Here is a 23550-nt window from a genome sequence, read left to right as displayed (position 1 = left end):
GAAAAACCTATCTCTGACGGCGCAGGACAGGTCGGCACTCGCAGACATTGTCGCGTCTGTCGGAGACTATCTTCCGGCTGCGCTTTGCCGCTTGCGTCAATGCGGGCTGATGGGAGCGGAGATCCTGGCGCGCCCGAAGGTTCTGTCGCGCAGTCTGGTCCAGGTCGCCGAAATCGACCTCTCACTGGCTAGGTTGTACGAAGGGCATGTAAACGGGCTTGCGCTTGTCACCATGCATGGGGACGCGTCACTGTTTCACGACTCCGGCTCCATCCTAGGCGTCTGGGGCGCGGACCATTTGACACGCGGTGTCACCCTCAAGGTCGACAACAATCTGAAAGGCACGAAACGCTTCTGTTCTGGCCTTGGCGTCATCGACACAGCGGTTGTGACCGCCAAGACCGCAGATGGGCAACGCATGGTGCTTGTCGACGTCACTGATTCAGACCGACAGGACCTGACCACTTGGAATATGGCCGGCATGCAGACGTCGCGTTCGGGTGACTTCACTTTCGACGGATTGACTGTCGACGAAGGTGCACTGCTTGGGGCGCCCGGCGCGTTCGCAATTGAACCCCATCTGGTCGGCGGGGTCTGGCGTATCGCAGCAGTGCAGGCGGGCGGAACGCTGGGTCTTCTGAACGCGGCCATTGCCGCATTGCATACGCGCGGGCACTTGGAGGCAGAACCTCAGATTGCACGCCTTGCCCCGCTCGTCGCCCGAGCGCTGGCCAGCCTGCCCTACATAGCGCGCACCGCCCGCATGGTATCGCGCGCGCCAAAGGACACCGAAGCTGCCGTGGCGCAATCCATCGCGGCGCGGCTTCTGACCGAAGAGATCGCGCAAAACGCCATCACCGCAGTGGAGCAATCCGTGGGCCTCGCGATGTTTGATGTCGACCATCCGGTGGGTCGCCGTGCACGCGATCTTGCCGCCTATCTAAGGCAGGTTGCCCGTGATGCGCTCTTACAGCGCATGGGGCGGACGTTTTTGATCTCCGACCGACCCTTGTCGGATTTGATCTATGATTAGCACGCGCCCAAAATCCGTTACTCCCAGCGACCTCACCGCAGGGGAGCGTATTCTGGTGCTCGCCCCTCACCCCGATGACGAAACGCTTGGCTGCGGTGCGCTTCTTGTCGCTGCCTTCGCAACAACGGGAGCCCATGTGATCTGCATGACTGATGGCGCGCGGTCTCACCCGCAATCGCGCGTCTGGCCCCCGGCCCGGTTGGCCAATCTTCGCGCCGCTGAAATGCGCGAGGCCATAAGCCATCTCGGTGGTACCGCCGAAGACTTGACGATGCTGGGTGAGCCGGACGGGCAGTTGAACATGCAGTACGAACGCTACGACGAGATCGCTCAGCGGATCGTCGCAATCGCGCAGCAGAAAGGGATCAGGAGGGTCTTTGCATCTTCCACCAGCGATGCGCATCACGACCATAAAGCAACGGCATCTATTGCCCGCATCGTTGCCAGTGAACTGGCCTGCACCCTCTTCTCCTATCCCGTCTGGTCCCGCTGGGATGAAGGCGATCTCGGCCTGGATTGCGCACTGGACACGTCGCCTTACCGTGCACGTAAAGCCCGCGCGCTTTTTGCGCATCGCAGTCAACTTGGCAAGGTTGTCCACGATGACCCGGATGGATTCGTCATGCCGGAGAGATTTGTGGAGATGTTTGTGAATGAGGACGAGCTTTATCGGGAGGAAAACCCATGACCGCCGTTTCCCTCGAAAAGCTGAACGCGCTTTACGCTACGAATGATGATCCGTGGAACTTCCGCACAAGCCGATACGAACAGGCAAAGTTCGCAGCGACGCGCGCGGCACTGAGCCGGGCATCGTACCACGCGGCACTTGAGATCGGGTGTGGTAATGGTGAGCTCGCACGGGTTTTGGCACCTTGTTGCGCCCGATATGACGGGGTCGACGCGGTGGCGACTGCCATCACCGCCGCCCGCCGTGCCGTGCCGGACGCACGGTTTCAACACCTCATGTGGCCAGGTCGGCTCCCCAGGGGTGACTATGACTTGGTTGTCCTGTCGGAGGTGCTCTATTTCATGGACGCTGAGGGGATCGCGGCCTTAGCGCAGACCATCGACGCGCAATGGCCCAAGGCGGAAATCCTCTGTGTCACTTATCTAGGCGACACCGGAAATGCCTTGCAAGGAGAAGACGCGCTGGAGCTGTTTCAGGGTAATTTTGGTCGAAAACTTGCCCCCATTACGTCGACTGAAGGTTACCGGATCGATCGCAGGATGGCCCTCGGGGACAGTGCGTAGGATGGCAGGCAAGGGCAAAATACTCCCCTCCACGAGGACGTTGGAACCCTGTATCACCGGGGATATCGGCACACCTGATGTTGTCATCGTGATCCCGGCCCGCAACGAAGCCGCGCGCATCACGCGATGTCTGAACGCACTAGCGGCACAGCAGGCCTGCGACCACCTTGCTCTTGCGGTGATCCTCGTTGTCAACAACACGGATGATGAGACAGTCCGCATCGCGCATGACGGAAAGCCAGCGTACCTGGCACTCTGCACCATATCCTACGACGATCCGCGTGGCGGAAATGTCGGACTTGCCAGGCGTCTGGGCTTCGAACTTGCCTCTGCGCAAGCGCCCAGGTGCGAGACCTTGCTCACAACCGATGCCGATTGCGAGGTGGCCGACGATTGGGTTTCAACCGCTGTTTCCAGCCTGCGACGTTTCGATGCCCTTTGCGGACAGGTTCAACTCATCGCGCAGGAAGCACGCGCATTGCCACAGGTCTTCTTTGAGCGTGGCGGTATTGAACATGACTATCTTCAGGCTTCGATGGAGCTTTGCCATCTGCTGGCACCCGATCCAACGAACCCCTTTCCGCATCACGGTCAATGCGCCGGGGCGAACCTGGCCTTTCGTGCCAGCGCCTATGGTGCCATCGGAGGTTTCCAGCCCATCCCGCTTGGCGAAGACCGCGACATCACGCGAAGGCTCAAGCTCGATGGCTATCGTGTGCGGCATTCTGAAAAGCTGTTGGTCAATGCCTCGTGCCGCCTGTCGGGTCGTGCCGCAGGTGGCATGGCAGATGCGATCAGAACACGTATCGGGTCCGCCAATCCCTCTCTGGACAGCGCGCTGTTTTCGTATCGCGATACGGTCGCCCTCTATCAGCGAGAGCACACATTTGCGCCGGTCTGGCCACCCGCCGCACAGAAACTTATCCCGTTGGCTGCGGACGAGGCATCTCGGGATTTTTCGAAACTACAGGACTTGGTGTCCTGTCTTCGTGACGAGCCGTCTGTCGCTGCGCGACACGCCGTAATGAGGTCCCTGGCTCTCGCCGCAGCCTAAGTGCGGGGCGACATCACAACCTCACCTTCCAAAAAATTGTGTATCATCAGGACGCCTCCCGCCCCTCGCAACATCAGGAACCAAACCATGGACACTGCAATTTTCTACGACGGGATCGAAGGGCCGATCCGGATCCTGATCACCGCCCCGGTCATGTATCTGTTCATCATCGCCTCGGTGCGGTTGAGCGGCAAGAGATCGACATCACAGATGAACAATTTTGACTGGGTCGTGACTGTTGCCATGGGATCGATCGCCGCATCAAGCATCGTTTTGGACGGTGTCACATTGCTGGAAGCGGCGCTGGCGACAGGCGTCCTGATGATACTCCAATACTTGGTGACACGGCTGGTAATCATTTCCCCTCTGGCAGCAAGTGTCATCAAGCCTGTTCCGCATCTGCTGGTGCATGAAGGTATGTGTCTGGAAGACGCCATGCGTGACGAGCGTGTCGCAACGGAAGAAGTAGAGGCAGCTGTCAGAAGCGCGGGGCTGACGGGCATTGATGAAGCCCAATGGGTCATTCTCGAAACAGATGCATCATTCAGCGTCATCCCGAAGGGGGATCGCGACTTTGCCAAGGTCACTCTCGACGGTGTCGCCGGTATGCCGCCTCAACCAGGTAGGACAACATGACCTTTCGGTGCACACGCGCACCGAATCTGGTTGCACACTGTATTCGACGAAACCGCCCTGCGAGGCGAAGTGCGGCTTCGACATTGCGATCTCTAGACGGCTTTTGCGCCAACGAACTCCCAGGCCATTGCTTCTTCATGAGATGCAAAGCTTTTCGCGTCGACCGGCAAGATCTTGTCCATGAAGGCAATCATTTTGCTCGCCCCATCCGGAGCACCCACGACGGCATATTTTTCGACGTTGAACAAAGAGCGCCAACGGGATTCAATCACCTCTCCGTCAAAGATCGCATCCTTATCGCTGCCGGTATAGCCGTCCAGTTTCATCAGCATGTTGACCTTCTCATGCTTATCAAACGCGTCATTCATATGTTCGGCCAGAGCCTCTGCATCATCATCCGAAACATGTCCCGTAATCTCAAACGCGTAGACTGTATCAGAACTGGTCGGAATCTGCCGAACAGAGGGCAAGTTTAAGTGTTTCATCATCATGATCCTTTCGATGGTTTCGGTTTCAGAACGCAGCGCCAAACTTTGAGGCTGAAACCCTTCTTCGATGTCCCGTACCAGCGGAACGGCAACATTCAAATTGCAATTTGCGATGTGTCGCGAACGTCAATCAAATCCTGCGGGAGCGCGTACGTATCCTTTCAATTAAGGAACGGTTTCCTTCGTGAAACGTTCCCACACAATAAGAAGTCATGAAAGCAAGTGATGTGAGAACTCAGACGTCCAGTCGTGCCGATCCAAAAGGTGGCGACGCCGACCTGACAGTCGTCTGGTTTAAACGTGATCTTCGAATGAATGATCACGCTTCACTGGCCAATGCCGCGCCGAATGGACGCGTGCTTCCTCTTTATGTCGCTGAGCCGGACTATTGGGCCTTTCCTGACACCAGCTACCGACAGTGGGAATTCCTACGCGGCGCGGTTGTTAGCTTGAAGAAAGACATCGCCGAGCACGGCGGCAGGCTTTGCGTCATGTTGGGGTCGGTTCAAAAGGCGTTAAGCGATATTCTCGCAACCCATGGCAGGTTTCGGCTTGTCGCTCATATGGAAACCGGGAACGCTTGGACGTTTGAGCGTGATAAGGCCGTCAGAGGCTGGTGCCGCGACCATGGCATCGTCTTTGACGAGTTTCAACAGTATGGCGTTTGGCGCGGACGGTCCCTGGATCGAAACAAATGGGCGAAGAGCTGGGACAAGATGATGTCCGAGCCGCTCTTGCCTGTGCCATCGCAAATCTCATGGGTCGCCCACGGCAGCGATCAGGTGCCAACAGCTGCCGATCTTGGATTGGACCATGACGGCATAGTTGATCTGCAGACACCGGGCCGCCCCGCTGCGCTGCAGACATTAAACTCGTTTCTTTATGATCGTGGCGAGCCCTATCAAAAAGCCATGTCGAGCCCGATCACAGGCGAGACTGCCTGTTCCAGACTGTCAGCTCACCTTGTCGCCGGAAGCCTCTCCATGCGAGAGGTCTACCAGGCAACACTGGCACGCCAAAAAGAGGTCGCCAACCTTCCAAAGTCTGACCGCGGAACGTGGCCAAGTGCGATGAAATCCTTCATTGGGCGGCTGCACTGGCACTGCCATTTCATGCAAAAGCTGGAAGCGGAGCCAGAGATTGAATGGCTTCCCATGGCACGCCTCTATGAGGGGCTGCGCCCGATACCCAACGATGATGCGTTACTGAATGCCTTCGCAGCCGGGCAGACCGGGTACCCGTTCGTCGATGCTTGCATGCGCTACCTCAAAGCCACGGGCTGGATCAATTTCCGAATGCGCGCAATGCTCATGTCATTTGCATCCTACAACCTCTGGCTTCCGTGGCAGCAATCTGGAGAAATCCTCGCCCGACTGTTTACCGATTATGAGCCTGGCATCCATTGGCCGCAAAGCCAGATGCAGGCGGGGGAGACGGGTATCAACGCTGTTCGCGTCTATTCACCCGTCAAGCAAGGGTATGATCAAGACCCAACCGGGGATTTCACGCGCCGCTGGTTGCCCGAGCTTGCGGATCTTGAAGGCAAGGCGTTGCAGGAACCCTGGACGCTGGACCAGCCAACTGCCGCGTATCCAAAGCCAATAGTAGACCATCAGGAAACAGCGCGCGAAGCAAAGAAGCGGATCTATGCGTTGCGTCGGACCGATGAAGCCCGCCAAGAATCCGAAGCGGTGTTTGAAAAGCACGGAAGCCGCAAACCGCGAGAGCTTCGACAACCGCGCAAGAAAGCGAAGGCTGCCAGAAATGCATAAATGGTCACCCGACATCGCCGATCGCATCCGCCCCCTCAATGCCGCGCCGCTAAGGAAGTCAGACGAAACCGCCTATGTGCTCTGCTGGCTGCAACAAACGCTGCGCGCGTGGGACAATCCGGCACTGGATGCTGCGATCGAGCTTGGCAACGTGCTTGGCCTCCCCGTGCTCGTCTATCACGGGGTGCGCGAAGACTACCCCTACGCGTCCGACCGGCTACATGCGTTTTTGCTTGGCGCCAGTCGCGATCTGCAACAGGGGTGTGCGCAACGCGGAGTGCGGAGCGTCAACTACGTCGAGCGGAAAGGGTGGCGTCAGAAGGGTTTGGTTTACCGTCTGGCTGAAAGTGCGGCTGCGGTTCTGACCGACGACCACCCTGTCTTTGTCGCACGTGAACAGGCCGATCGTTTTGCGAAGCGCTCGAAAGTTGCCGTGATCGCTGTCGATACCGCACGGCTCGTCCCAACCCGTACTTTACCCGATGGACTCAGGACCACGCCAGCGTTCCGCAAAGCGAGTGGCGCTTTACGAAACATATACGAGGAGCATGCGCGAGATTTTGAACCGTCGGTTCCCCGGTACGATGGCAACCTTTGTTTCGAAGATGAAGCCTTGGGCAGCAAGTCTGATACCAAATTGTCGGAGATCATAGCGAGTTGCGCAATTGACCACTCGTTACCCCCCTGCCCCGAGTTCCCTCCGACTGCGCTAGCCGCCGAAGCAACACTGATTGAATTTGTCGATACCGCGCTGAAGTCTTATCCCAATCGACGCAATAATCCTGCGGAGGAAAACGGCGTTTCACGCCTGTCACCTTACTTGCATTTTGGACTGCTTGGGCCAAGGAAGATCACAGAAGCTATCCGGGCCGCAGATGTCCCTGCCAACGCGAAATGGAAATACCTCGACGAATTGCTGACATGGCGAGAATACTTCCACTACTTAGCCTATCGCGAAGAGCGTCCCGACAGCTTTGAGACCGTACCCGAGCGTCCGCGGCAATCTCTTATCGAACATGCCGGTGACCCACGCCCCGTTCTCTATCCGCTGAATGACTTAGTGCATGGACGAACAGAGGACGAAACTTGGAACGCCGCTCAGCGCCAATGGCTTCTCACCGGCTACATGCACAACAATCTCCGCATGTATTGGGGCAAACAGCTGATCAAATGGACAAAGGATCCGCAGACCGCCTGGAAAACGGCTTGCTACCTCAACGATCGCCTTTCCCTTGATGGCCGAGACCCAGCAACCTATGGCAACATGAGATGGGTGTTCGGCATGTCGAAGCCTGCTTGGCGCGAGCAATCGATCTACGGCTGGGTGCCGCCGAAGTCGGACCGTACCATCCGCAAGCGTGACGGAGCTGCAGAATGGCTGGCAGATTGGGCTTCACGTGCAACGCCACACATTAATGTGCCGCAAGGCATGCCCGAAGACTTGTTGTGAAGCCTAGCGAACCAAAGCAAATTTTCAGTCTGAACGAATATTGGGTCCCATTATCGTTACCGCAGCAGATGCCTATTATTGAGCACTGACCGGCCTGTGCTGAACTGCCTGAACCCCACCATAGGAGTTCAGCATGCCTCACCTCGATCACACCGCTTTCGTCAATTCGCGCCGCGATGAACGCGGCGTCGGACATCACACCTTGCGGGCCTATGCGCAGGATTTGCGGACCTTCGCGCGCTTCAGCAAAGAGCACCGGCTCGGCGATCCGGTGTCGAGAGAGGACATTCTCGCCTACCATCGCCACCTTCGAGACGCGATCAACGCGAAGCCCGCGACAATCGAGCGGCGGCTCTCGACCCTGAGATCGTATTTTGCCTGGCGGGAAGATCGGAACGCTGCCCTGCCCTCCCCGTTTGCCGATCTCCGCATCTCCGTCCGAATCCCGCGTCGTCTGCCGCGCCCTGTTGATCGCGAGACATTGAAAATGGTGCTTCGGGCAGAAATACCGACGATCCCGCCAAATTCGAAGTCAGTGACGGCGCAAACCGCGCAGACCGTTATTGCTGACCTCACGATCCTGATCATCAAGCTGCTCATCGTGACCGGTCTCCGGATCAGCGAACTGACAAATCTACGGGTTGGCGATGTCTCGCCGCATGGCGGCCAGATCCTCGTGCGCGGAAAAGGCGGCAAGGAGCGGGTCGTCTTCGTCCCAAACCACAGACTGCAGGAGGAGTTTCAAAGTTACTGTCAGGTGCGCTGCAAAGACGGCCCCCTTAACGCGCCGCTGTTCCTCAACATGAAGGGACGTCGACTCCGATCCGCCACGTTCCGGAAGCGGCTGCGGGCGCTGTCCAGGCGCCTCGGAATTGAACCGCACCTGACCCCGCACAGGTTCCGGCACTCGGCCGCGACGCTGCTGATTGAAGAAGGCATCGACATCCGAATGGTCCAAGCGCTCCTCGGGCATGCGAACCTCAAGACGACCGAGATCTATGTGAGGGTTTCGAACAGCGCGCTTCGGTCGGCAATGGAAAGGGCTGACGTTTTAAGTTCGTTAGAAAAACGATACTGAAGGCCCAGCGTTTCTTAGTTTCGCCACTGTTGTTTAAATTCTTCATCAAACCAGAGCTCGGCATCCGCCGACGCTCCACGAACAGAGCGAAAGTTCAGGTAGTGACCGTATCCTTTTTGATCCACCCAAGACTTGAAAGCAAAGAAACTTGGTTCGCTTTCTGCTGCGCGTGGCTTCCCGACTTCATCCCCCCAAACATGACACAGGTGCCTTATCGCAGATTCCGCCTCACTCTTCTTCATTGTCAAATCCTAATCAATGCGCAGCAAATTACCGGCAGGCAGACTTGGCTACTGCGGTTCGCCAACTTTCGTATATTCATCGACCATATCGTGCTCTGATCTAACTAATTGCTCAAATAATTGATGGCAACGCTGCGGGAGATAAAGCCGCAACATTGCCATCGCTCGCTTCACACATCGCTCGGAACTTCATCCGTCGCGCATCGTGGTACGGGGATTGCGAGCACCATAGCTTGCGCTGACGAATTTGCCGGAGACCGCGCTACGTGTTGCACCGTGAGTTGACCCGCCACCAACTTTTTCATTCACAGTCGTGCGCGGGCTACGGTTCGCATGCGCTTTGGTAACGAAGCGACCAGATATGGTGCTCCGGGCACGAGTGCTACTTCCCTTTTTAGCCATATGATTTCCTTTCACTTGCTAGTCTGACGTTGTGTTGCTAGATAGCAATTGTTGTATACCCGATTCTCGGAATATTGCAACAATGAAACGGGAGATCACATGTCGAATTTTTTTGATGCTGAAGGATTCTATGCGGCCCTCGACGCCATCAGACGCGACCGGGAGATATCTTGGAAGAAAGTCGCAGAGAAAGCTAAGGTGTCTGCCTCAACCCTTACCCGTATGGGACAAGGGAAACGCCCCGATGTTGATAGCCTCGCGGCCCTCGCTTCGTGGTCCAACCTCGATGTTAGCCAGTTCTATCGGACAGAAACGATGACCCGGGCGCAAAAGGATACTTTGGCCGAGATCACGACCCTCTTAAGAGCCGACAGGAACATCAAAGGCGAAGATGCCCAAACGATGGAGCTGATGATCAAAACTCTATATGAAGATATGAGGAAACGTCGGTCGGATGGCACACAAGTTTAAGTACGGTTTCAAGGCCGAGGCGGAGCGATATACAGAAGAGTTTCGTGGTGAATTAAATCTCGAGCCACATGCTCCGCTTTGCCCACGAAAACTCGCCGACCACTTAGAAGTGCCAATTTTTGGGATCAAAACCAATAGCTGCCTTCCGCCGGAAATCCCAAACTATTGGGCAACTCATCCGGATGATCCGTTTTCAGGATTGATCATATCTGACGGTAGCTACAAGGAAATCCATCACAACGATTTCAGTCACCCACGTCGGCAAAATTCGGATTTGGCCCACGAGCTTGCTCATATCATTTTGGGGCACAACATGGACGTTCCAGTCAAAGAGAACGGCGAGCGCGCCTATGATCGCAACATTGAAGAAGAGGCCAAGTGGTTTGGTGCGACCCTTCTGTTGCCCAAAAAGGCAACGGTTTTCATGGTTATGAATAGCTATTCGAGACCACAAATCGAAAGTGAATACCAGGTTAGCTGGCAACTCTATCAGTATCGGGTTGGTGTAACAGACGCGGTACGCGCATCAAAAAACATTCGTCGAAAGAACGTCGCTTGACCTCCTTTTTTGCTCATTCGTCAGTCTGAGCTCATCAAGACGATCCAATTAGCAAGAGTGTCACAGCCATTCGAAAACTTCGTTACGAGGCGCATCTATGAAAATCTGTGTTTTGGCATGGGGCTCTTTACAATGGGATCCTAGATGTCTTGAAATCTCTGACTCATTTGTTTCCATCGGGCCGTTGATACCCATCGAATTCAGCCGGATCTCAGGAAGGAACGGACCGACACCTCGCTTGACCCTTGTGATTGACGAGGCCAACGGAGCGCTTTGCCCAACATTTGCTGCGACGAGTAGTTTCAAGGATCTTGGTGAAGCCAAGGAGAATCTTCGCGTGCGCGAAGGCATGCAGCACGTGAACGGTGTGGGCTATGTAGACCTGCCGTCCGGCAACGTCAGCGATCGTGCGGTGGAACGTCACCCGGAAGCAGTCGACACGGTGCGGGCGTGGTTGGAGGAGACAGGCTTTGATGCCGCGATCTGGACCGCACTTGCAAGCAACTTTGCGGATGTGCGGGATGAACCATTCTCGGTCGAAGCGGCCATACGTTACCTCGAAGCACTACCAAGAGACAATCTCGCGATCGCACTGGAGTATGTTCGTCGTGCACCCGACCCCGTACAGACCGAGGTGAGGGAAGCGGTCACTCACCGCTGGCCGGAACCGCCGGAAGGTGTATGACCGCACCGACCCTTGACAATGACTTGTTTTGCACGCTGCGAAAACTGACTGGAGGATCGGACAGCGAAGATGCCGTCGGAGTGCGTAGAAGGCCGATCAACAAAGGCCCATTATCGACCTCGAATGTGATCATGATCTGGAACCCTAGAAGAGAGAACGATAACGCCATTTTCGTCCCGGCGTGCATCCTCCGCAAAGTTTATGAAGTCTACGAAGTAGAATAAGGCCGCGCGTGCAAGTTTCAGAGAATCGAGCGTCAGGCGCTCAAACCGATCAAGACGGGTGTGATCGACCGCCAACGACACGGAAGACTTGTCGTCCGAAAACATGTCATCATGCAAGACTGAGAAACGGTGTGTGGAGCTGTTCCTGTAGCTCTTGTGAGCCTGCATGAAACCGTCGCCCCGGCTCCGGTCCTTCGAGATGTCATGGTAGATGTTGTATAGCGCTATCAACCCAGGGTTTCCTGCTCTTAGGTGGGCCAATATCTCATCGTGGAGCTGGAGGGCTCCCTCTTTTCCTGTCTTGCCCCACACGTCAGCAAAGCTAGACCTGTGCGCTTTCTTCATTTCAAGATAGCACGCCAGCGCGACAGCGATCTTGTCCAGGACGTCGAACGCGATGCGTTGCGCGCTCGTCAGAGCCGAGTAACGGACCCCGTACACCGCGTAGTCCAGGGTGTCCGCGTGTGAGGTTGTCTCCAAGTATGGCGTTTCAATGCCATGCTCCCTAACGTCATAGTAGACCTGCCGGGCGAACGCATAGTCTGATTTCATCACGTTTATCATCGCAAAGACTTCCGGCACTCCGTGCCCGTCCGACTTCTTGGCGCGTATCGATGGAACGGATAGCAAATCGAAGCGACCGGCCTGGTACTCTTCGGCACTGCAGCAGATCGACAGCGCCAAAGCCTCCGCGTTGATGAACTCGAAATAGCGGTTTTCGATCAGCTTTCGAGGGATTGGCTCGATCTTGGCCGCATCGTTCGCGGCTTCGATCACAGTTCGCAAGGCCTCCCTCCCAGAAAAATCGATGACGGTCTCTTGGTTCGAGATCACGACGTCGGCAAGCTGACGTATGCGCTGGAGGAGCGTATCGATGTGGCAGTAGGTTTGATAGGTCTCGTGCTTTCGGTGAAACAACCCAGCAAGTCCCATTGAATGCCGCATCTCCTGATAGGCTGCGACTCCGTTCCGAGGCAGCACCTTCAGCGCGCGCTGGAAGCAGTCCAGGCCCTCGACCCAACGAGATGTGTCCAATAGGAGGATACCAATATTTGTCAGCGCCTGAGATTTCAGCTCGGACGATGCCGTGCCATCACGTAGCACCGCCCCGAACTGGACTCTTGCCCGGAAACGGTCTTCGAAAGCTTTGCCAGAGATTGGGGACAGTGGCCCATGTACGAGACGGGCACGCACTTGCAGGGAATTCGCGAGGTTGTATGAGAGACCGGGATGGGACCCGGCAGGTGCCAAAAGCTCGTCAAAGATCTCGACGCCTTTGCTCACCGAAGAAAAATCACCGACCGCGTCGCCACAATCAACGAGAACAACCGCCGCGGCCTCTCTCTCTTCCGGGCGGAGGTCTGGACCCAGATCACGTGCGAGCTCGATCGCTTCTCGTGGATCGTTCTCTCTCAACTCGTAGAGCCTCTTGATTTTGTCAGAAGACACAATGCCTCCCCCATTTCGCGCGCCGTTGGTGCACTAATTTTGTCGACTTCGGTCAGCTGGCACCGCGTCGAAGCAAGGCCGGTGTTCTGTGCCGTAAGCGATCAAACAGTTAACAGCTCCATCGCCGTTCGCCTTATCCGGGCTGCGGTCGCCGCTTGATCCATACCATATGCACGCGCAATCAACTGAATCGCACCTCTAACGTCACCTGGAAACTTTCCGCCGAACTCACCAGATTGGAACGGTGCGTCCGTTTCAGTAAGCACACGGCTCAACGGAACGGTCTCGAGCAATTTCTGTCCTGTCGGAGCCGTTATCATCTGTTCGTTGACTGAGAAGTAGCAGCCGAGATCGAGGGCCCTCCTGATCTCTGGTCTCGATGCGCTGAACCAGTGCAGTACAGGAACACACGATCGATGAATCCCGACTTGTTCGACGACGTCGAGCACCTGTTTGGCGGTTCGGACGCTGTGAATGCTTATGACTTTGTCTCCGAGCCTCGCGCAGAGCGCCATCACGCGTTCAAATACGAGCTTCTGACGCTCAAATGATGAATAAAACCGACGACCAGCATCGAGGCCGACCTCCCCGATAAACCTCGTCGAGGGTGCGAGCTCTTCGAATAGGGAGAGTTCCGACGCTCTCTGAGCGACCAGCTGCGGATGGATTCCGAGGGCGGCGCGCACGAACCGGCCATCCCGAGCCATACTTTCATTCCGGGCAAACGCCTTTGGTGTCGTCGTCACCGCAAGTGTGAGGCAACGAGCGGACTCACAACGCGCATAAGCCGCTCGCATGTCCTGACAGAGATCAAGATGGCAATGGAAGTCGACGGCATCTTGCACATCCATGTTAGACATGCTTTGCCCTAACTCCCTGAAGTATCTTCGAAACTTCATCCATGCCGCGGCGATACACGTCGACATAAGCGTCCAGATCATCTCGGTTCAGCGGCCCCGGCTTTTGCACCAGAAATCTCGCCCGGCTGGGGTTCTTCCGCAGGTTTTCGGCAGCGAACATGAAGGACCTAATATTCTTCCCGTCCGCTGACTTCGAGTCCAGGACACCTTTCTTCAGATCATCGAGAAAATAGGTCGTTTTATCCGCCTCATCGAGGCCGGCGGCTAGCGACGCGCGACGGATCAGGCACGGGACACAACGTCCACAATGCTGCGGCGGTGCCCTCTCGAAACGGACCTGCGCCGGATGGGAACACGACATCGAGACGGGGGCCAACTCGGCGAGCAAGTCGCGATCCAAACACTCTCTGGCCATCTCCCCTTTCGTCTTGAAACGATAAGGGTTTTCAAAAATGACATCGACGCCCAACCCGTTTACCAGTTCGGACATTGACCGGATGAAGTGTGGATGAGCTGTCCGCGTACTCAATGATCCGAGACGATGAGCGTCCATGGGCACGTTGAGAGCGATCAAACCGTTTTCGGGGATAAGCACTGTGTTAGTCGAGGCGACCGCATCGGCCGCAACCACTGCGAGGCTGTAAAAAAGGAACGAGCGCGCCCGCTGGTTATTGTCGCTGCCAGCTTCCGGAAAATCCTTCTTTCGAAAGCCGACATAGGCCCGAACAGACTCGAAGGCGTCTTCGTGACGATCCTTCAATACTTCGAGCAGCTGACGTTGAGCGCTGGATGCCTCACCGTCCCAATAATGACTAACCAACAGGGGACGCTGCCCAGAAGCGATTAGATCGATCGCACCGATGAGGCTATCCAATCCGCCCGAGAAGAGGCTCACTTGTGTGAAGTCCGTGAGATCCATTTGTTCGGGTTGTTTCGTGAAGGATGAGAAGTGATCCGGTCTATCGCGAAACGTGAAACCCCAATGATCGCCGGTCAGGAATTGAAGCATTCTTGAGAGGTGGTCTTCTCGGCTCCGCCAGAGCATCGGATCTGACACGGGAACGCTCAGATCGATCATACGCGTCCAGCCATCATCGGCATATCTGTGCCGCGAAACACCTGTATCGGCCGCATACACCGCCGTCGCCAAGATCATTAGATCGACTGCGGCCTCGCTTGGCCTCGCTCCCAACTTCAACAGTCGGTCCAATAGCTGGCCTAATCCCCTGTCGAGATCACCAAAGTTGTCGATCATATCGATGGTGATATCAGCGGTACCTTTAGCAGGTTCTTCGTCCTTGCCGCCCAACCGTACAAAGATGCTCCGTCTCATTGCATGGTCTCCAGAACTGCGCCGAGCATGTCGAAGGTGTCGGCATAAACCTCGGATATGCTTCTATCTATTTCGGTCTGCGTCGGACGTGATGCAGCATCGAACCTGTTACCGAGCGCGTCCCTCACCCTCCCTTGTGTATAATCACGGGTAATCCGTTCGGCCTCGCGGAAATCTGCGTCCGACGCCGATCCGTGTAACGCGTTCGTCCCGATCTCGTTGAGAACCTTTGTCACGACGCTTCGGGTGATCACGTCACAAAGAAACGCGTCCAGTTGATCCATTGAAAGCTCATCGAACGCGCCGGGATCATCTTCCGCAACCTCTGCGATGGCTTCGAGCATCGCGTCGCGAGCGATTGACTCGTCGATCGTCCCTCCATCTGGGCAGATGACCTCCGCTACGGCTTCAAGGACCTCTGCGGCGGGCCGGCCCGCGAGGTCTTGAAGGTCAAATCGGGCGAGTGCCGCCTCGGCGCCGTCATTCGCGACCGCGCTCGCGAGCCCTGCGACACCGGATGCGACCCGGGTTGAGTGCGGCATCCGCCGAGTGGCACCAGCGCCGCCGCCCGCGGCACTGACATAGCCCTTCAGCGCACGCCCGAGCGACTTGCTCCCACCCCCGTTCGTAAACCGGGTGAACTGTCCTCGAGGATAAGTGAACTTGCCCCCAGGTGGTGCGACGGTGGGCGGAGCCTCGGGCTTGCTCCCATCATCGTTCGGAGCCGGATTGTCAGTCTCAGAACTGTCGGCGCTTCCATCTTTGTCGCTTCCGTCGTCACCGCCCATGCCAGGGTCGACGCCGTCCACCCAGTCCGGGACAAGGCCCGATAACGGTCCACCATATGAACTCGACGTTCCCACTACCCGTCCCTCCTCTTGCGACCACCTGCGGCGAGTTGCAGCGGCTTGTTCTCGTCGAGTTTGGCCCAGCCCTCTTTGAGTTTAGCGAACTCGCGCTTGGCCTCTGTACTGGTAAAGATCTTTTCCCAACCCGTAGCAGCCCACGGACCCAACTGGCCGCTTGGCAGGTCAGCAAGGAGGCGAACCGTCGGCGTTTGAAGATTGGGAGATATTTTGCAGAGTTCCGCGAGGCCTTCGATCCCATCGGGTCGTTTCTTGAGATCTGTAGAAGTCCTGATCCTAGCGGCTACGACGTCAAATATCTGCTCGACCTCTCCGGGTGTGAGCTTCGCGATTTCCACTGCCGCCGCGCGTGCACCCAAGGTGCTTCCGCAAAGTTTCTCGATCCAATCCTCTTTCAACGCGAGATTGGAACCGGCAGTGAACAAGGCTTTGCGGTCCCTCGATACGAACAGATACGGTCGCAGATCCTCATCCGCGAGCGCCGGAGCCACCAATACCCACCGCCTGATCCACTCGCTATCCAGGAGATCATCGTCTGGGGATTTCTCCTTTTTGTCCCCACCCTTCGAGGCTGCCGGCTTCTTGGCTTTTTCGGACTCATCGTCGTCTTTCCGAAGCGCGGCTTCGAGTGCGGCGACCGTCTTCGAAGCGCCGCTAACGGCCGCCTCCGCCTCAAGCCTTTCGAAGAAGTCAGCCTTGAAACGCTCCGCGAGCATGAGTTTGGCAAGGACAGCGGGGTTCACATCCTCGCCGATGCGGCGCGCGTCCGCTATCGCGAGGCGGAGGTTGAGTGTGTTCAAAAACCTTTTGATTTGTCGCGGATTGCCTTGAGCGCCTTCAGCCAGCGGCAGCGCGAGCTGATCGGCGAGTATGAGCGCGTTCTCCAGCTCCGGTGAAACTGTCCCCAGACGCTCCTCGATCGCGCCCCGGCTGAGCCCGTTCCCATCCCAAGGCCGTCTCAACGCCTCGCGGCCGAGGTCAAGTAGCGCTTCGAATGATGGCGAACCGGTGTCGAGCGAACTGCCTGCCACCAGCAACGTCAGATAGATCTTGGTTTCGACGTATCCCAAAGGAGGTAGGCGGAATGGGACCTGGATGAGCTTTTCGAGGTAGTTCCGGGCGTAGGTCGACGGCCCGGACGACAGCGGCAAATCAGGGAAATGGGACCTGACGGCGTATTCGATCATCCCCTCGTCGGCGGCGATGACAAAGGCTGCGCCCGGTACAAAAAGAAACAGCCGGATCGCCTCAAGCGTCGCGATGGCGGTCGCGGGAAGGCATCTGTCCAGATCGTCCACGACAACGACGAGACGATCAATGTCGGCCGCCGTGAGAAGCTCCTCGAATTCTGACCTGAACGCATGAATGTGGGCCGGTAGGGTTTCGGCATCAGGGTCGTTGAGGCAATCCGTGACGTTTTTGACGAACCCTGTCATGTCGCCGACAGTGATTTCGGAACCGTCGGCGAGGAGTTTCTTGCCCTGTTCCATAAGTCCGCCGAGCATGTCCGGCGACGGGATACCTGTGAGACCGGTAAGGGCGAGGCCGCCGGCCTTGGATGCGACCTTCATAAGGTCGACGCGCTTCAAGAGCTTCTTTGATGCGTCCTTCAGCTTTGTTGTGAGCGCCCGATCCCGCAGCAATTGTTCTACGATCGTTTCGATGATGACGGTCTTTGCGTCTTCGAGGCCCTGGAAGAGCCAACCGTTAAACCGAACGACTGATGTCCGATCATCCTCCGAAAACGCTTCCTCCAGCATGAGCAACACGCTCGACTTTCCCGCGCCCCAATCCCCGTGGACGCCCACCGTGAGAGGTTCGGTCCCCGAGTCTCTGATCACTTTCGCGACCGTGGCCGAAACGGCCTCGGAGTAGATCATGTCAACGGCGGTCTCATTGTCAGGTATGATCATGGAAGTTCTTTTCCGTAGAATGTCGTATTTTCAATGCTATCGCTTTGCGCGGCTCGTTAAATCTCGGCATCTGTTCGCGACCCCTTGGCCAAACATTTTTTTACTATATCTCATGGCAGCAAATCCCGAACGGGGACGAATGCCTGGTTGGTCTCGGCCGCCCGGCGCAGCTTTTCGTCAAGAACATCGATCAATGAGAGACGGTTATGAACAATCTGGTGTAGGTCTAAACCATCGGCACAGATTATGTTCGTTCGCCTACCTGTCTTGAAAGCCTTGAGACCATCTTCTGAAAACCCCGAATTACTGATGAAGAGGCCGCGCGTCCACGTCGCCTTGCCCGAGACTTTGCCGGAAAATGTCAACAGTTCGGCTTGCCCCGTGAGACCGGCTTGCCATTTGGCTTCGATGAGATACGTCTCGCCGTGCAGCTTGAAGCTTCCGTCAATCTGTTCGCCCGTGAGCTTGAAAGGTGATCGCGGCGTAAGCCCATATGCGGCAAAAAGTTCTGTGAGAAATCGTTCATACTCATACCCACGACGCTGTGGAGCGTGTTCAAAGAGGCCGATCAGACGGTCCGATAACATCTTGGCCTGTTCGTCCGACACCGTTGCCGTCTTCGGGCTCTCATCCGACTCGGGCAAGTCTCCCGGCAAGGATTCAAGGAACGCGGGGTCGTTAAGCTCGGGAACCTTGAGTGACAAACGGAGGAGGAGCACATTCAACTCGCTCACCTCTGCACGGGTGAGCGGCTCTCCCTTACCTCTCCGCCAAGTCATCGATTGCCTTACGATCGACAGTACCAGCGGGCTGAATTTGTGCCTCCTCTGATCGAGTGTTGACGACAACAGCTGGACGATCGCCGGTCGCTTGCTACCGCCGACCCAAAAGTCCTCGCATTGGACCTTCGCCGCCGCCAAAGGGAATGCGGTCCGGGAGTTTCCGCTCCCCGGTAAGAAGTTGTAGAGCAGATCCGCGAGATCTTCGACGCATTGTTCCTCTGCAAGGTTCATTGGCTACCCCACAGGCATGACAGCGGGGCCGCGAACATGTTTTCGCCGAATGGGACTACCTTATCGTGATCATAGAGCACCATGCCTTGGACGAACTTCTCGCCGCAAGCGTCCGCCAGTTTGCGCATTCCCGAAAAATCCGCCGCCGAAACGGTTGCGGATGACTTCACTTCGATCCCGACCACTTCGCCACGACGGTTCTCCAACACGATGTCGACCTCGTTTTTGTCCTTGTCCCGGAAATGAGAGAACGTGCATCTCTGTTCGCTCCAACTGGCGATCTTTCGCAGTTCGCTGAACACGAAGGTCTCCAGAATCGCGCCAAAACTCGTTTTGTCCTTACGGACTACGTCCGGCGAGATATCCCGCATCGCGGCGAGGAGTCCCGCATCGAGAAAGTGTAGTTTCGGCGACTTCGTGAGACGTTTCAGGCGATTTGTGAACCAGGGCTGGAGCGTATGAACGAGATAGAGGCTCTCGAAGACGCTCACATATTTCTGCGTGGTGACGTGGTTGAGGTCGAGGCCCGCCCCGATCCCGGTGTAGTTGACCAACTGCCCCGCGTGCTCGGCGAGCGCTGACATCAGCTTTGGCATGATGGCAAGTTGTTCAATCTGTGCGACGTCTCGGACATCTCGCTGGACGATCGCATCGAGATAGCCGTGATACCAATCCTGCTTTCGCGACCATCGAGCGCGACCGAGTGCTTCGGGATAACCGCCCGAAAGGACGTTTTCTATAAGGTCGTCCCCGACAATCATTTTACCGGCGTTCGGCGTTTGTCCCGCAAAGGCCTGATCAATAAATCTCGTTTTTGTCCCAAAGATCTCCGCCTGCGATAGAGGGAATAGCCGAACGACCTCCATGCGACCCGCGAGAGAGTCCGCTACTTTTGGTATGGTCATCAGGTTGGCCGAGCCCGTGAGGAGGAATCTGCCCGGTGTCTTGTCGTCATCGACCAGATTTTTGATGGCTAGCAGAAGGTCGGGCGCGCGTTGGACCTCATCAATGACGGCGCGGTCCAATCCGCGGACGAACCCGACCGGATCGTCGATCGCCGACCGCAAAACGTTGGCATCGTCCAGTGTCAGAAACGGGATCTTGTCCGACGCTATTTCGGTCGCAAGCGTTGTTTTGCCGGACTGACGCGGCCCCGATATGAGAACCACACGGGTGTCTGACAGTGCCTCTTCCACCCTGGCCTTGGCAAATCTTGGATACATTGGCGTGCGGCTCCCTTCGACCGATTGAAAGTACGCATCCGACCAATTGAAAGTCAAGTCTCGACCAATTGAAAGTCTGGTGGCGACCGGTTGAAGACTTCAACGCCGACCATCTGAAAGAGGAGCCCCGACCGATTGAAAGGCACCATCCTCTAGCTCACTGGAGCGATCCTCCTCGGCTAAGTCCCTACCCGTAAACATTCTCACAGAGAGACAGGGAGCGAGTTATGTACTCTCAGTTGCGCAGCCGGACCTCGCGGTAGCGCCTGAATTCTTCGGCATCCATGAGCTGATGGCCGAATGCGTCCAGAAGCTCATTCCAGGCACCATGCAAGAATTCGAAACGATCATCTGGAGTCCAATCGGTACGCGTCTCATCACATAGAATCCCCGCCTTACGAGACCTCGTGGGCCTATATCCCTGTTGAACCCTCCAGAGCGCGCCCTTCATACCTTCGATTCCCAAGATCACGCGTCGGCGGCCTGAGGCTCCGAGCGCATCAAGACAGGCTGAGCCACTCTCAAAACCTTTTGCCCAGTTCGAAAGCAAACGCGCATACGAGATGTAAGTCTTGCCCTGATCCTGCTCGAACGCCGTTCCATCAGACATCCAGACCTCACCGGTTTCCTCCAGATAGGCCGCAAGGTTTCGCGCCTTACATGTCCCGTCCTCATCGCGACCAGCAAGCCAGTAGGTAATAAACCCCTGCTCACAGACGCCAAAATTCCCGCCACCCGCTCCGGCCGAGGGAGCTCTCAACCTCACGCCGTCGGACAAATGCTCAACCGACGCGATTGACGGAAAACCGTCTGGATATCCTTCGGGAATGATACGAAGCCATGCGCGCGACAGCTGTCGAGGACGCACGCTGAGTTCCTCATCAAAAGTGTCCTCATGCGTTACAGGCCATTTTGCCTGCCAAAGCCCTGGCGATTGCGGGTCGCTAGTGACTCCCTTGATCGGAACAGCGGCGCGGCGTTCACCGCGAGCACCTTCCACATTCGTCCGGATGGCGGCAGTCAGTTCGTCAGTAAGCGCCCTCCTGACGTCGCGGCGGGTTGACTTGCTTGCACCCTCTTCCAGTTCGTATGTCAGAATGCGTCGATGTCGTATATCGAATGGCAGATCTTCGACGGAAATCCCGCCCGCAGTATTCAAAACGGCAATTATTCTGCCAAAACCCAAAGCTTTGAGGGCGAAGCCGAGCTCTACCATCACGTTCGGATTGGGTAGGGCCTTGCCGCTCTCGGCCATAGCGATCGGTGTGACATCTGCAACCATGACAGTGCAGTCGGTGATCTTTTCGAAGATTGTCTGACTTATGTCTGCCATACACGGAGTCGACCTGGTGTCATGATCCAAATTGATCCGTGGCGCATCCTCGACATCGAGCACATCGCTCACTCTATCGACCGCGACCTCGAGCGCATTGCGGAGAAACTGCCGATTGATGCTTGCGGGCAGGTCGTTCTGCCATGACCAAAAAACTGTATCACTCACCTGGTCTTGTCCTGAGTTTGCGAAGGTGAACCGCCTCCGTGTTGTAAGTCAGACGTGACCTCGATGTCCGGTAAATCCCGCAAGCTTTGTAGATCAAAGGTCACCAGAAACGTCTCCGTCGTTACGAAGGTATGCGGCGCCCCGAGCCGAGGCGACCGCGGGCCGCTGGCAATCAAATCTTTGTAGCGCAACCGGGCCAGCAGATCGCGGCTGACCTCCTTGCCGAAGATGTCCTTCAGCCCTGCCCGGTCGATCGGCTGGTGATAGGCGATCGCGCAGAGCACCCCCATCTCCATCTCAGTGAAGGCGAGCGACTGCTCTCCAAGATCGGCAGCGGCTTTGATCGCCTCCGCGAATTGGGATTTCGTCCGGAACATCCAGCCGTCCGACGCTTGGGCCAATTCGTAGGGCCGACTGGTCAGCTCGGCCTGGACGTCGTCGATCAGCATCTCGACCGAGACCCCCTGCCCCACGACGCGGGCCAGGTCGTCGCGACCAACTGGCGTCGCACTGGCGAACAGCACCGCCTCGATCCGACCCATCCACTCCCGCCAGCGCAGCTCCTGTGGCAGGTCGTCGAGCTCGCGGTCGAACACATCATCACGTGCCGATCCCCCCTGCCCTTTCGCGGGCTTTCGTTTGGTCGCAACACTCATGGCGCGATCCCGTAAAGCCTAAATGTCGGCCGTCCGGTCAATTCTCGCGCCACGCCCAGCTCGACCAGCCGGTCGCAGAACCGCCGCGCGGCACGGTCGGTCATTGGGATCGGCGTGCCCCTGATAAGCGGCGACAACATTGAGGCCGGTGCCACAGTATCCTCGGCCAGGAACAGGTCGACCGCGGCCTCTGAGCCTTTCGCCCGCAGCTTTGGCGCCACGGTGCGAAGCGCTTCAGCGCGGCGAGCCAGATCCCGTGCCAATCGGTTCGTCTCTTCGATGGACCCGAGGATCCGCACCTGGACCGCCAGCTCACCCCCCTGCCCGTCCGCGACCAGGTCCCGCAGCGCCGCCTTTATCAACCGCCGCGCCGTGACCGGCAGCACGGTCTTCCAGTTCAGAGCCCGCGCCAGAACGATGTCCGAGAGCAGGCAGGCGACCCGTTCCTCCCGGTCGTTCGTTTCCAAAACGGCACGCAGGACGGCCACGCAGCCCGCCACCGGCCCATGGCTCCGGGCGCGCGCTAATCCGGCATCAATCCATTCGCCCACCTCGCCCGCCAAGTCAGCACCGAAGAGGTCCGCAATCTCGCCGATCCCGATTACACGTAAGCGCACCGCCTCGCGCCAGAAGGCCAGAAGATCGCCATCGGGACCCCGCGCCTCGCCCGGGGGCGTCAGGTGATATGCGTCGCGGATATTCTCCTCTTTGGCCAAGCGCCCCTCGAGTTTTGAGGTGGCCGTCGCGGCTGTCAGCGCCAACCGGTTGGCCAGCAGTTTGACCGGCACACCATGACGTTGATCGCTGACCAGTTGATCAAGCACCGTGAGGACTGCGCCAGACCGAAAAGCCACAGCTTCAGGGGTTTCGACACGCCCGGTGGTGACCCACGCCGGTAGCTTCGGTAGGTTGTTAAGATCGTCGGAGATAGCTGTGGGGTGGTAGGTCATGCCACAAGACTATCTCCTGGCGGCGCTTTCTGCTACCATATACTGTATAAACCGCCCCACTCTGCGGCTCTCCGCTATGTCCAATAAGTTTGCCTTATCGGACGTGAAAAGAGTATGCTCCGAAACATGCACGTGTCGTTTTAGTTTCATGGGTGGATTCAGCCGAAATCGCCTCTCTCGTCGAGGAAGTTCTCACTCAACCGGTGGACCGGGCTCTTGCTCAATCTCTGGACTCTTCCTGTGGCACGGTCAACGGACCTCTTTTCTTGGTCTGATCGCGACCGCCTTCGCTGACGGCGATGCAGCATCGGCATGGCTCGGTTGAAAAGCCATCGCGCTCCCTCAGGCATCCCAGCGTCAAAATCGAGCGCCGCGCCGAAGAGGTCTCCCAGAATGATCAGGGTCAACGCCCGCCAGCGCAGAGGCAGATGCTGGAACGGC

23 protein-coding genes are annotated in these 23550 nt (G+C 57.1%); 11 read left to right on the top strand and 12 right to left on the bottom strand.

All coding sequences use genetic code 11. The features are described 5' to 3' along the window. Positions 1 to 109 precede the first annotated feature (109 nt). The 5 genes from Q1A71_RS22315 (at position 110) to Q1A71_RS22295 (ending at position 3974) form a co-directional block, all read left to right on the top strand. Positions 110 to 1033: an acyl-CoA dehydrogenase gene (locus tag Q1A71_RS22315; protein WP_299682117.1), complete on the top strand. Its 924-nt coding sequence runs from the start codon at positions 110 to 112 to the stop codon at positions 1031 to 1033. Beyond that, complete coding sequence (locus Q1A71_RS22310) at positions 1026 to 1721, top strand: PIG-L family deacetylase (RefSeq protein ID WP_299682114.1); 696 nt, start codon at positions 1026 to 1028, stop codon at positions 1719 to 1721. The genes Q1A71_RS22315 and Q1A71_RS22310 overlap by 8 nt, the downstream gene beginning before the upstream one ends. After that, positions 1718 to 2284 carry an SAM-dependent methyltransferase gene (locus tag Q1A71_RS22305; RefSeq protein ID WP_299682111.1) on the top strand — a complete coding sequence of 189 codons (567 nt, stop codon included), beginning with the start codon at positions 1718 to 1720 and terminating at the stop codon, positions 2282 to 2284. The genes Q1A71_RS22310 and Q1A71_RS22305 overlap by 4 nt, the downstream gene beginning before the upstream one ends. A 40-nt stretch (positions 2285 to 2324) precedes the next feature. Beyond that, positions 2325 to 3338, top strand: coding sequence for a glycosyltransferase family 2 protein (locus Q1A71_RS22300; protein ID WP_299682108.1), 1014 nt, complete (start codon positions 2325 to 2327; stop codon positions 3336 to 3338). A gap of 87 nt (positions 3339 to 3425) precedes the next feature. Further along, entirely contained in the window at positions 3426 to 3974 is a 549-nt protein-coding gene (locus Q1A71_RS22295) for a YetF domain-containing protein (RefSeq protein ID WP_299682105.1), read from the top strand. A 92-nt stretch (positions 3975 to 4066) separates the two neighbouring features. On the opposite strand, the gene Q1A71_RS22290 is transcribed toward Q1A71_RS22295, so the two are convergent. Further along, positions 4067 to 4561: an STAS/SEC14 domain-containing protein gene (locus Q1A71_RS22290; RefSeq protein WP_299682103.1), complete on the bottom strand. Its 495-nt coding sequence runs from the start codon at positions 4559 to 4561 to the stop codon at positions 4067 to 4069. A 113-nt stretch (positions 4562 to 4674) separates the two neighbouring features. Between Q1A71_RS22290 and Q1A71_RS22285 the strand changes: the two genes are divergently transcribed. The 3 genes from Q1A71_RS22285 to Q1A71_RS22275 all read left to right on the top strand — a co-directional run bounded on the left by Q1A71_RS22285 (position 4675) and on the right by Q1A71_RS22275 (position 8762). Then, positions 4675 to 6234 carry an FAD-binding domain-containing protein gene (locus Q1A71_RS22285; protein ID WP_299682101.1) on the top strand — a complete coding sequence of 520 codons (1560 nt, stop codon included), beginning with the start codon at positions 4675 to 4677 and terminating at the stop codon, positions 6232 to 6234. Further along, entirely contained in the window at positions 6227 to 7684 is a 1458-nt protein-coding gene (locus tag Q1A71_RS22280) for a deoxyribodipyrimidine photo-lyase (protein ID WP_299682099.1), read from the top strand. The genes Q1A71_RS22285 and Q1A71_RS22280 overlap by 8 nt, the downstream gene beginning before the upstream one ends. 133 nt (positions 7685 to 7817) lie before the next feature. Continuing rightward, entirely contained in the window at positions 7818 to 8762 is a 945-nt protein-coding gene (locus Q1A71_RS22275) for a tyrosine-type recombinase/integrase (RefSeq protein ID WP_299682097.1), read from the top strand. 14 nt (positions 8763 to 8776) lie between these two features. On the opposite strand, the gene Q1A71_RS22270 is transcribed toward Q1A71_RS22275, so the two are convergent. Further along, entirely contained in the window at positions 8777 to 9004 is a 228-nt protein-coding gene (locus Q1A71_RS22270) for a hypothetical protein (protein WP_299682094.1), read from the bottom strand. A 501-nt stretch (positions 9005 to 9505) separates the two neighbouring features. Here Q1A71_RS22270 and Q1A71_RS22265 point away from each other — a divergent pair. The 3 genes from Q1A71_RS22265 to Q1A71_RS22255 all read left to right on the top strand — a co-directional run bounded on the left by Q1A71_RS22265 (position 9506) and on the right by Q1A71_RS22255 (position 11121). Further along, a complete protein-coding gene (locus Q1A71_RS22265; protein ID WP_299682091.1) occupies positions 9506 to 9877 on the top strand; it encodes a helix-turn-helix domain-containing protein in 372 nt (123 codons plus the stop codon). After that, positions 9861 to 10436 carry an ImmA/IrrE family metallo-endopeptidase gene (locus tag Q1A71_RS22260; RefSeq protein WP_299682088.1) on the top strand — a complete coding sequence of 192 codons (576 nt, stop codon included), beginning with the start codon at positions 9861 to 9863 and terminating at the stop codon, positions 10434 to 10436. Before Q1A71_RS22265 ends, Q1A71_RS22260 begins: the two co-directional genes overlap by 17 nt. Positions 10437 to 10533: 97 nt before the next feature. Continuing rightward, complete coding sequence (locus tag Q1A71_RS22255; RefSeq protein ID WP_299682085.1) at positions 10534 to 11121, top strand: hypothetical protein; 588 nt, start codon at positions 10534 to 10536, stop codon at positions 11119 to 11121. A 110-nt stretch (positions 11122 to 11231) separates the two neighbouring features. On the opposite strand, the gene Q1A71_RS22250 is transcribed toward Q1A71_RS22255, so the two are convergent. The 10 genes from Q1A71_RS22250 to Q1A71_RS22205 form a co-directional block, all read right to left on the bottom strand. Further along, positions 11232 to 12794: an LA2681 family HEPN domain-containing protein gene (locus Q1A71_RS22250; protein WP_299682082.1), complete on the bottom strand. Its 1563-nt coding sequence runs from the start codon at positions 12792 to 12794 to the stop codon at positions 11232 to 11234. A gap of 101 nt (positions 12795 to 12895) precedes the next feature. Continuing rightward, the gene (gene qatD / locus Q1A71_RS22245; protein ID WP_299682079.1) at positions 12896 to 13645 is read right to left on the bottom strand and encodes a Qat anti-phage system TatD family nuclease QatD; all 750 of its coding nucleotides are present in this window, start codon (positions 13643 to 13645) and stop codon (positions 12896 to 12898) included. Between the two features lies 1 nt (position 13646). Continuing rightward, positions 13647 to 14987 (bottom strand): Qat anti-phage system QueC-like protein QatC, encoded by a 1341-nt coding sequence (gene qatC, locus Q1A71_RS22240; protein WP_299682075.1) that lies wholly within the window; start codon positions 14985 to 14987, stop codon positions 13647 to 13649. Beyond that, positions 14984 to 15796: a Qat anti-phage system associated protein QatB gene (gene qatB / locus Q1A71_RS22235; RefSeq protein ID WP_299682072.1), complete on the bottom strand. Its 813-nt coding sequence runs from the start codon at positions 15794 to 15796 to the stop codon at positions 14984 to 14986. The genes qatC and qatB overlap by 4 nt, the downstream gene beginning before the upstream one ends. 53 nt (positions 15797 to 15849) lie before the next feature. Then, positions 15850 to 17766, bottom strand: coding sequence for a Qat anti-phage system ATPase QatA (gene qatA, locus Q1A71_RS22230; protein WP_299682069.1), 1917 nt, complete (start codon positions 17764 to 17766; stop codon positions 15850 to 15852). A 110-nt stretch (positions 17767 to 17876) separates the two neighbouring features. Then, positions 17877 to 18779, bottom strand: a complete 903-nt coding sequence (locus tag Q1A71_RS22225) for a restriction endonuclease (protein ID WP_299682066.1) — start codon at positions 18777 to 18779, stop codon at positions 17877 to 17879. Beyond that, on the bottom strand, positions 18776 to 20002 hold the full coding sequence (locus tag Q1A71_RS22220) for an ATP-binding protein (RefSeq protein ID WP_299682063.1): 1227 nt from the start codon (positions 20000 to 20002) through the stop codon (positions 18776 to 18778). Before Q1A71_RS22220 ends, Q1A71_RS22225 begins: the two co-directional genes overlap by 4 nt. A 235-nt stretch (positions 20003 to 20237) precedes the next feature. Then, positions 20238 to 21503, bottom strand: coding sequence for a hypothetical protein (locus tag Q1A71_RS22215; RefSeq protein WP_299682060.1), 1266 nt, complete (start codon positions 21501 to 21503; stop codon positions 20238 to 20240). Then, positions 21500 to 22159 (bottom strand): SMC-Scp complex subunit ScpB, encoded by a 660-nt coding sequence (locus tag Q1A71_RS22210; RefSeq protein ID WP_299682057.1) that lies wholly within the window; start codon positions 22157 to 22159, stop codon positions 21500 to 21502. The genes Q1A71_RS22215 and Q1A71_RS22210 overlap by 4 nt, the downstream gene beginning before the upstream one ends. Beyond that, positions 22156 to 23109 carry a DUF1403 family protein gene (locus Q1A71_RS22205; RefSeq protein WP_299682054.1) on the bottom strand — a complete coding sequence of 318 codons (954 nt, stop codon included), beginning with the start codon at positions 23107 to 23109 and terminating at the stop codon, positions 22156 to 22158. The genes Q1A71_RS22210 and Q1A71_RS22205 overlap by 4 nt, the downstream gene beginning before the upstream one ends. Between the last annotated feature and the right edge of the window lie 441 nt (positions 23110 to 23550).

The organism is uncultured Roseobacter sp. (assembly GCF_947493125.1).
Lineage (GTDB): Bacteria > Pseudomonadota > Alphaproteobacteria > Rhodobacterales > Rhodobacteraceae > Roseobacter.
This window is presented reverse-complemented; position numbering and strand designations above follow the sequence as displayed.

Excerpts from the sequence above, each read along its gene's own strand:
- Q1A71_RS22315 (WP_299682117.1), top strand. The coding sequence starts at position 110 with ATGGGAGCGGAGATCCTGGCGCGCCCGAAGGTTCTGTCGCGCAGTCTG.
- qatD (WP_299682079.1), bottom strand. The coding sequence starts at position 13,645 with ATGGATGTGCAAGATGCCGTCGACTTCCATTGCCATCTTGATCTCTGT.
- Q1A71_RS22225 (WP_299682066.1), bottom strand. The coding sequence starts at position 18,779 with ATGAACCTTGCAGAGGAACAATGCGTCGAAGATCTCGCGGATCTGCTC.
- Q1A71_RS22260 (WP_299682088.1), top strand. The coding sequence starts at position 9,861 with ATGGCACACAAGTTTAAGTACGGTTTCAAGGCCGAGGCGGAGCGATAT.
- Q1A71_RS22220 (WP_299682063.1), bottom strand. The coding sequence starts at position 20,002 with ATGTATCCAAGATTTGCCAAGGCCAGGGTGGAAGAGGCACTGTCAGAC.
- Q1A71_RS22305 (WP_299682111.1), top strand. The coding sequence starts at position 1,718 with ATGACCGCCGTTTCCCTCGAAAAGCTGAACGCGCTTTACGCTACGAAT.
- Q1A71_RS22310 (WP_299682114.1), top strand. The coding sequence starts at position 1,026 with ATGATTAGCACGCGCCCAAAATCCGTTACTCCCAGCGACCTCACCGCA.
- Q1A71_RS22270 (WP_299682094.1), bottom strand. The coding sequence starts at position 9,004 with ATGAAGAAGAGTGAGGCGGAATCTGCGATAAGGCACCTGTGTCATGTT.
- qatC (WP_299682075.1), bottom strand. The coding sequence starts at position 14,987 with ATGAGACGGAGCATCTTTGTACGGTTGGGCGGCAAGGACGAAGAACCT.
- Q1A71_RS22210 (WP_299682057.1), bottom strand. The coding sequence starts at position 22,159 with ATGAGTGTTGCGACCAAACGAAAGCCCGCGAAAGGGCAGGGGGGATCG.
- Q1A71_RS22295 (WP_299682105.1), top strand. The coding sequence starts at position 3,426 with ATGGACACTGCAATTTTCTACGACGGGATCGAAGGGCCGATCCGGATC.
- Q1A71_RS22205 (WP_299682054.1), bottom strand. The coding sequence starts at position 23,109 with ATGACCTACCACCCCACAGCTATCTCCGACGATCTTAACAACCTACCG.
- Q1A71_RS22265 (WP_299682091.1), top strand. The coding sequence starts at position 9,506 with ATGTCGAATTTTTTTGATGCTGAAGGATTCTATGCGGCCCTCGACGCC.
- Q1A71_RS22275 (WP_299682097.1), top strand. The coding sequence starts at position 7,818 with ATGCCTCACCTCGATCACACCGCTTTCGTCAATTCGCGCCGCGATGAA.
- Q1A71_RS22285 (WP_299682101.1), top strand. The coding sequence starts at position 4,675 with ATGAAAGCAAGTGATGTGAGAACTCAGACGTCCAGTCGTGCCGATCCA.
- qatA (WP_299682069.1), bottom strand. The coding sequence starts at position 17,766 with ATGATCATACCTGACAATGAGACCGCCGTTGACATGATCTACTCCGAG.
- Q1A71_RS22255 (WP_299682085.1), top strand. The coding sequence starts at position 10,534 with ATGAAAATCTGTGTTTTGGCATGGGGCTCTTTACAATGGGATCCTAGA.
- Q1A71_RS22280 (WP_299682099.1), top strand. The coding sequence starts at position 6,227 with ATGCATAAATGGTCACCCGACATCGCCGATCGCATCCGCCCCCTCAAT.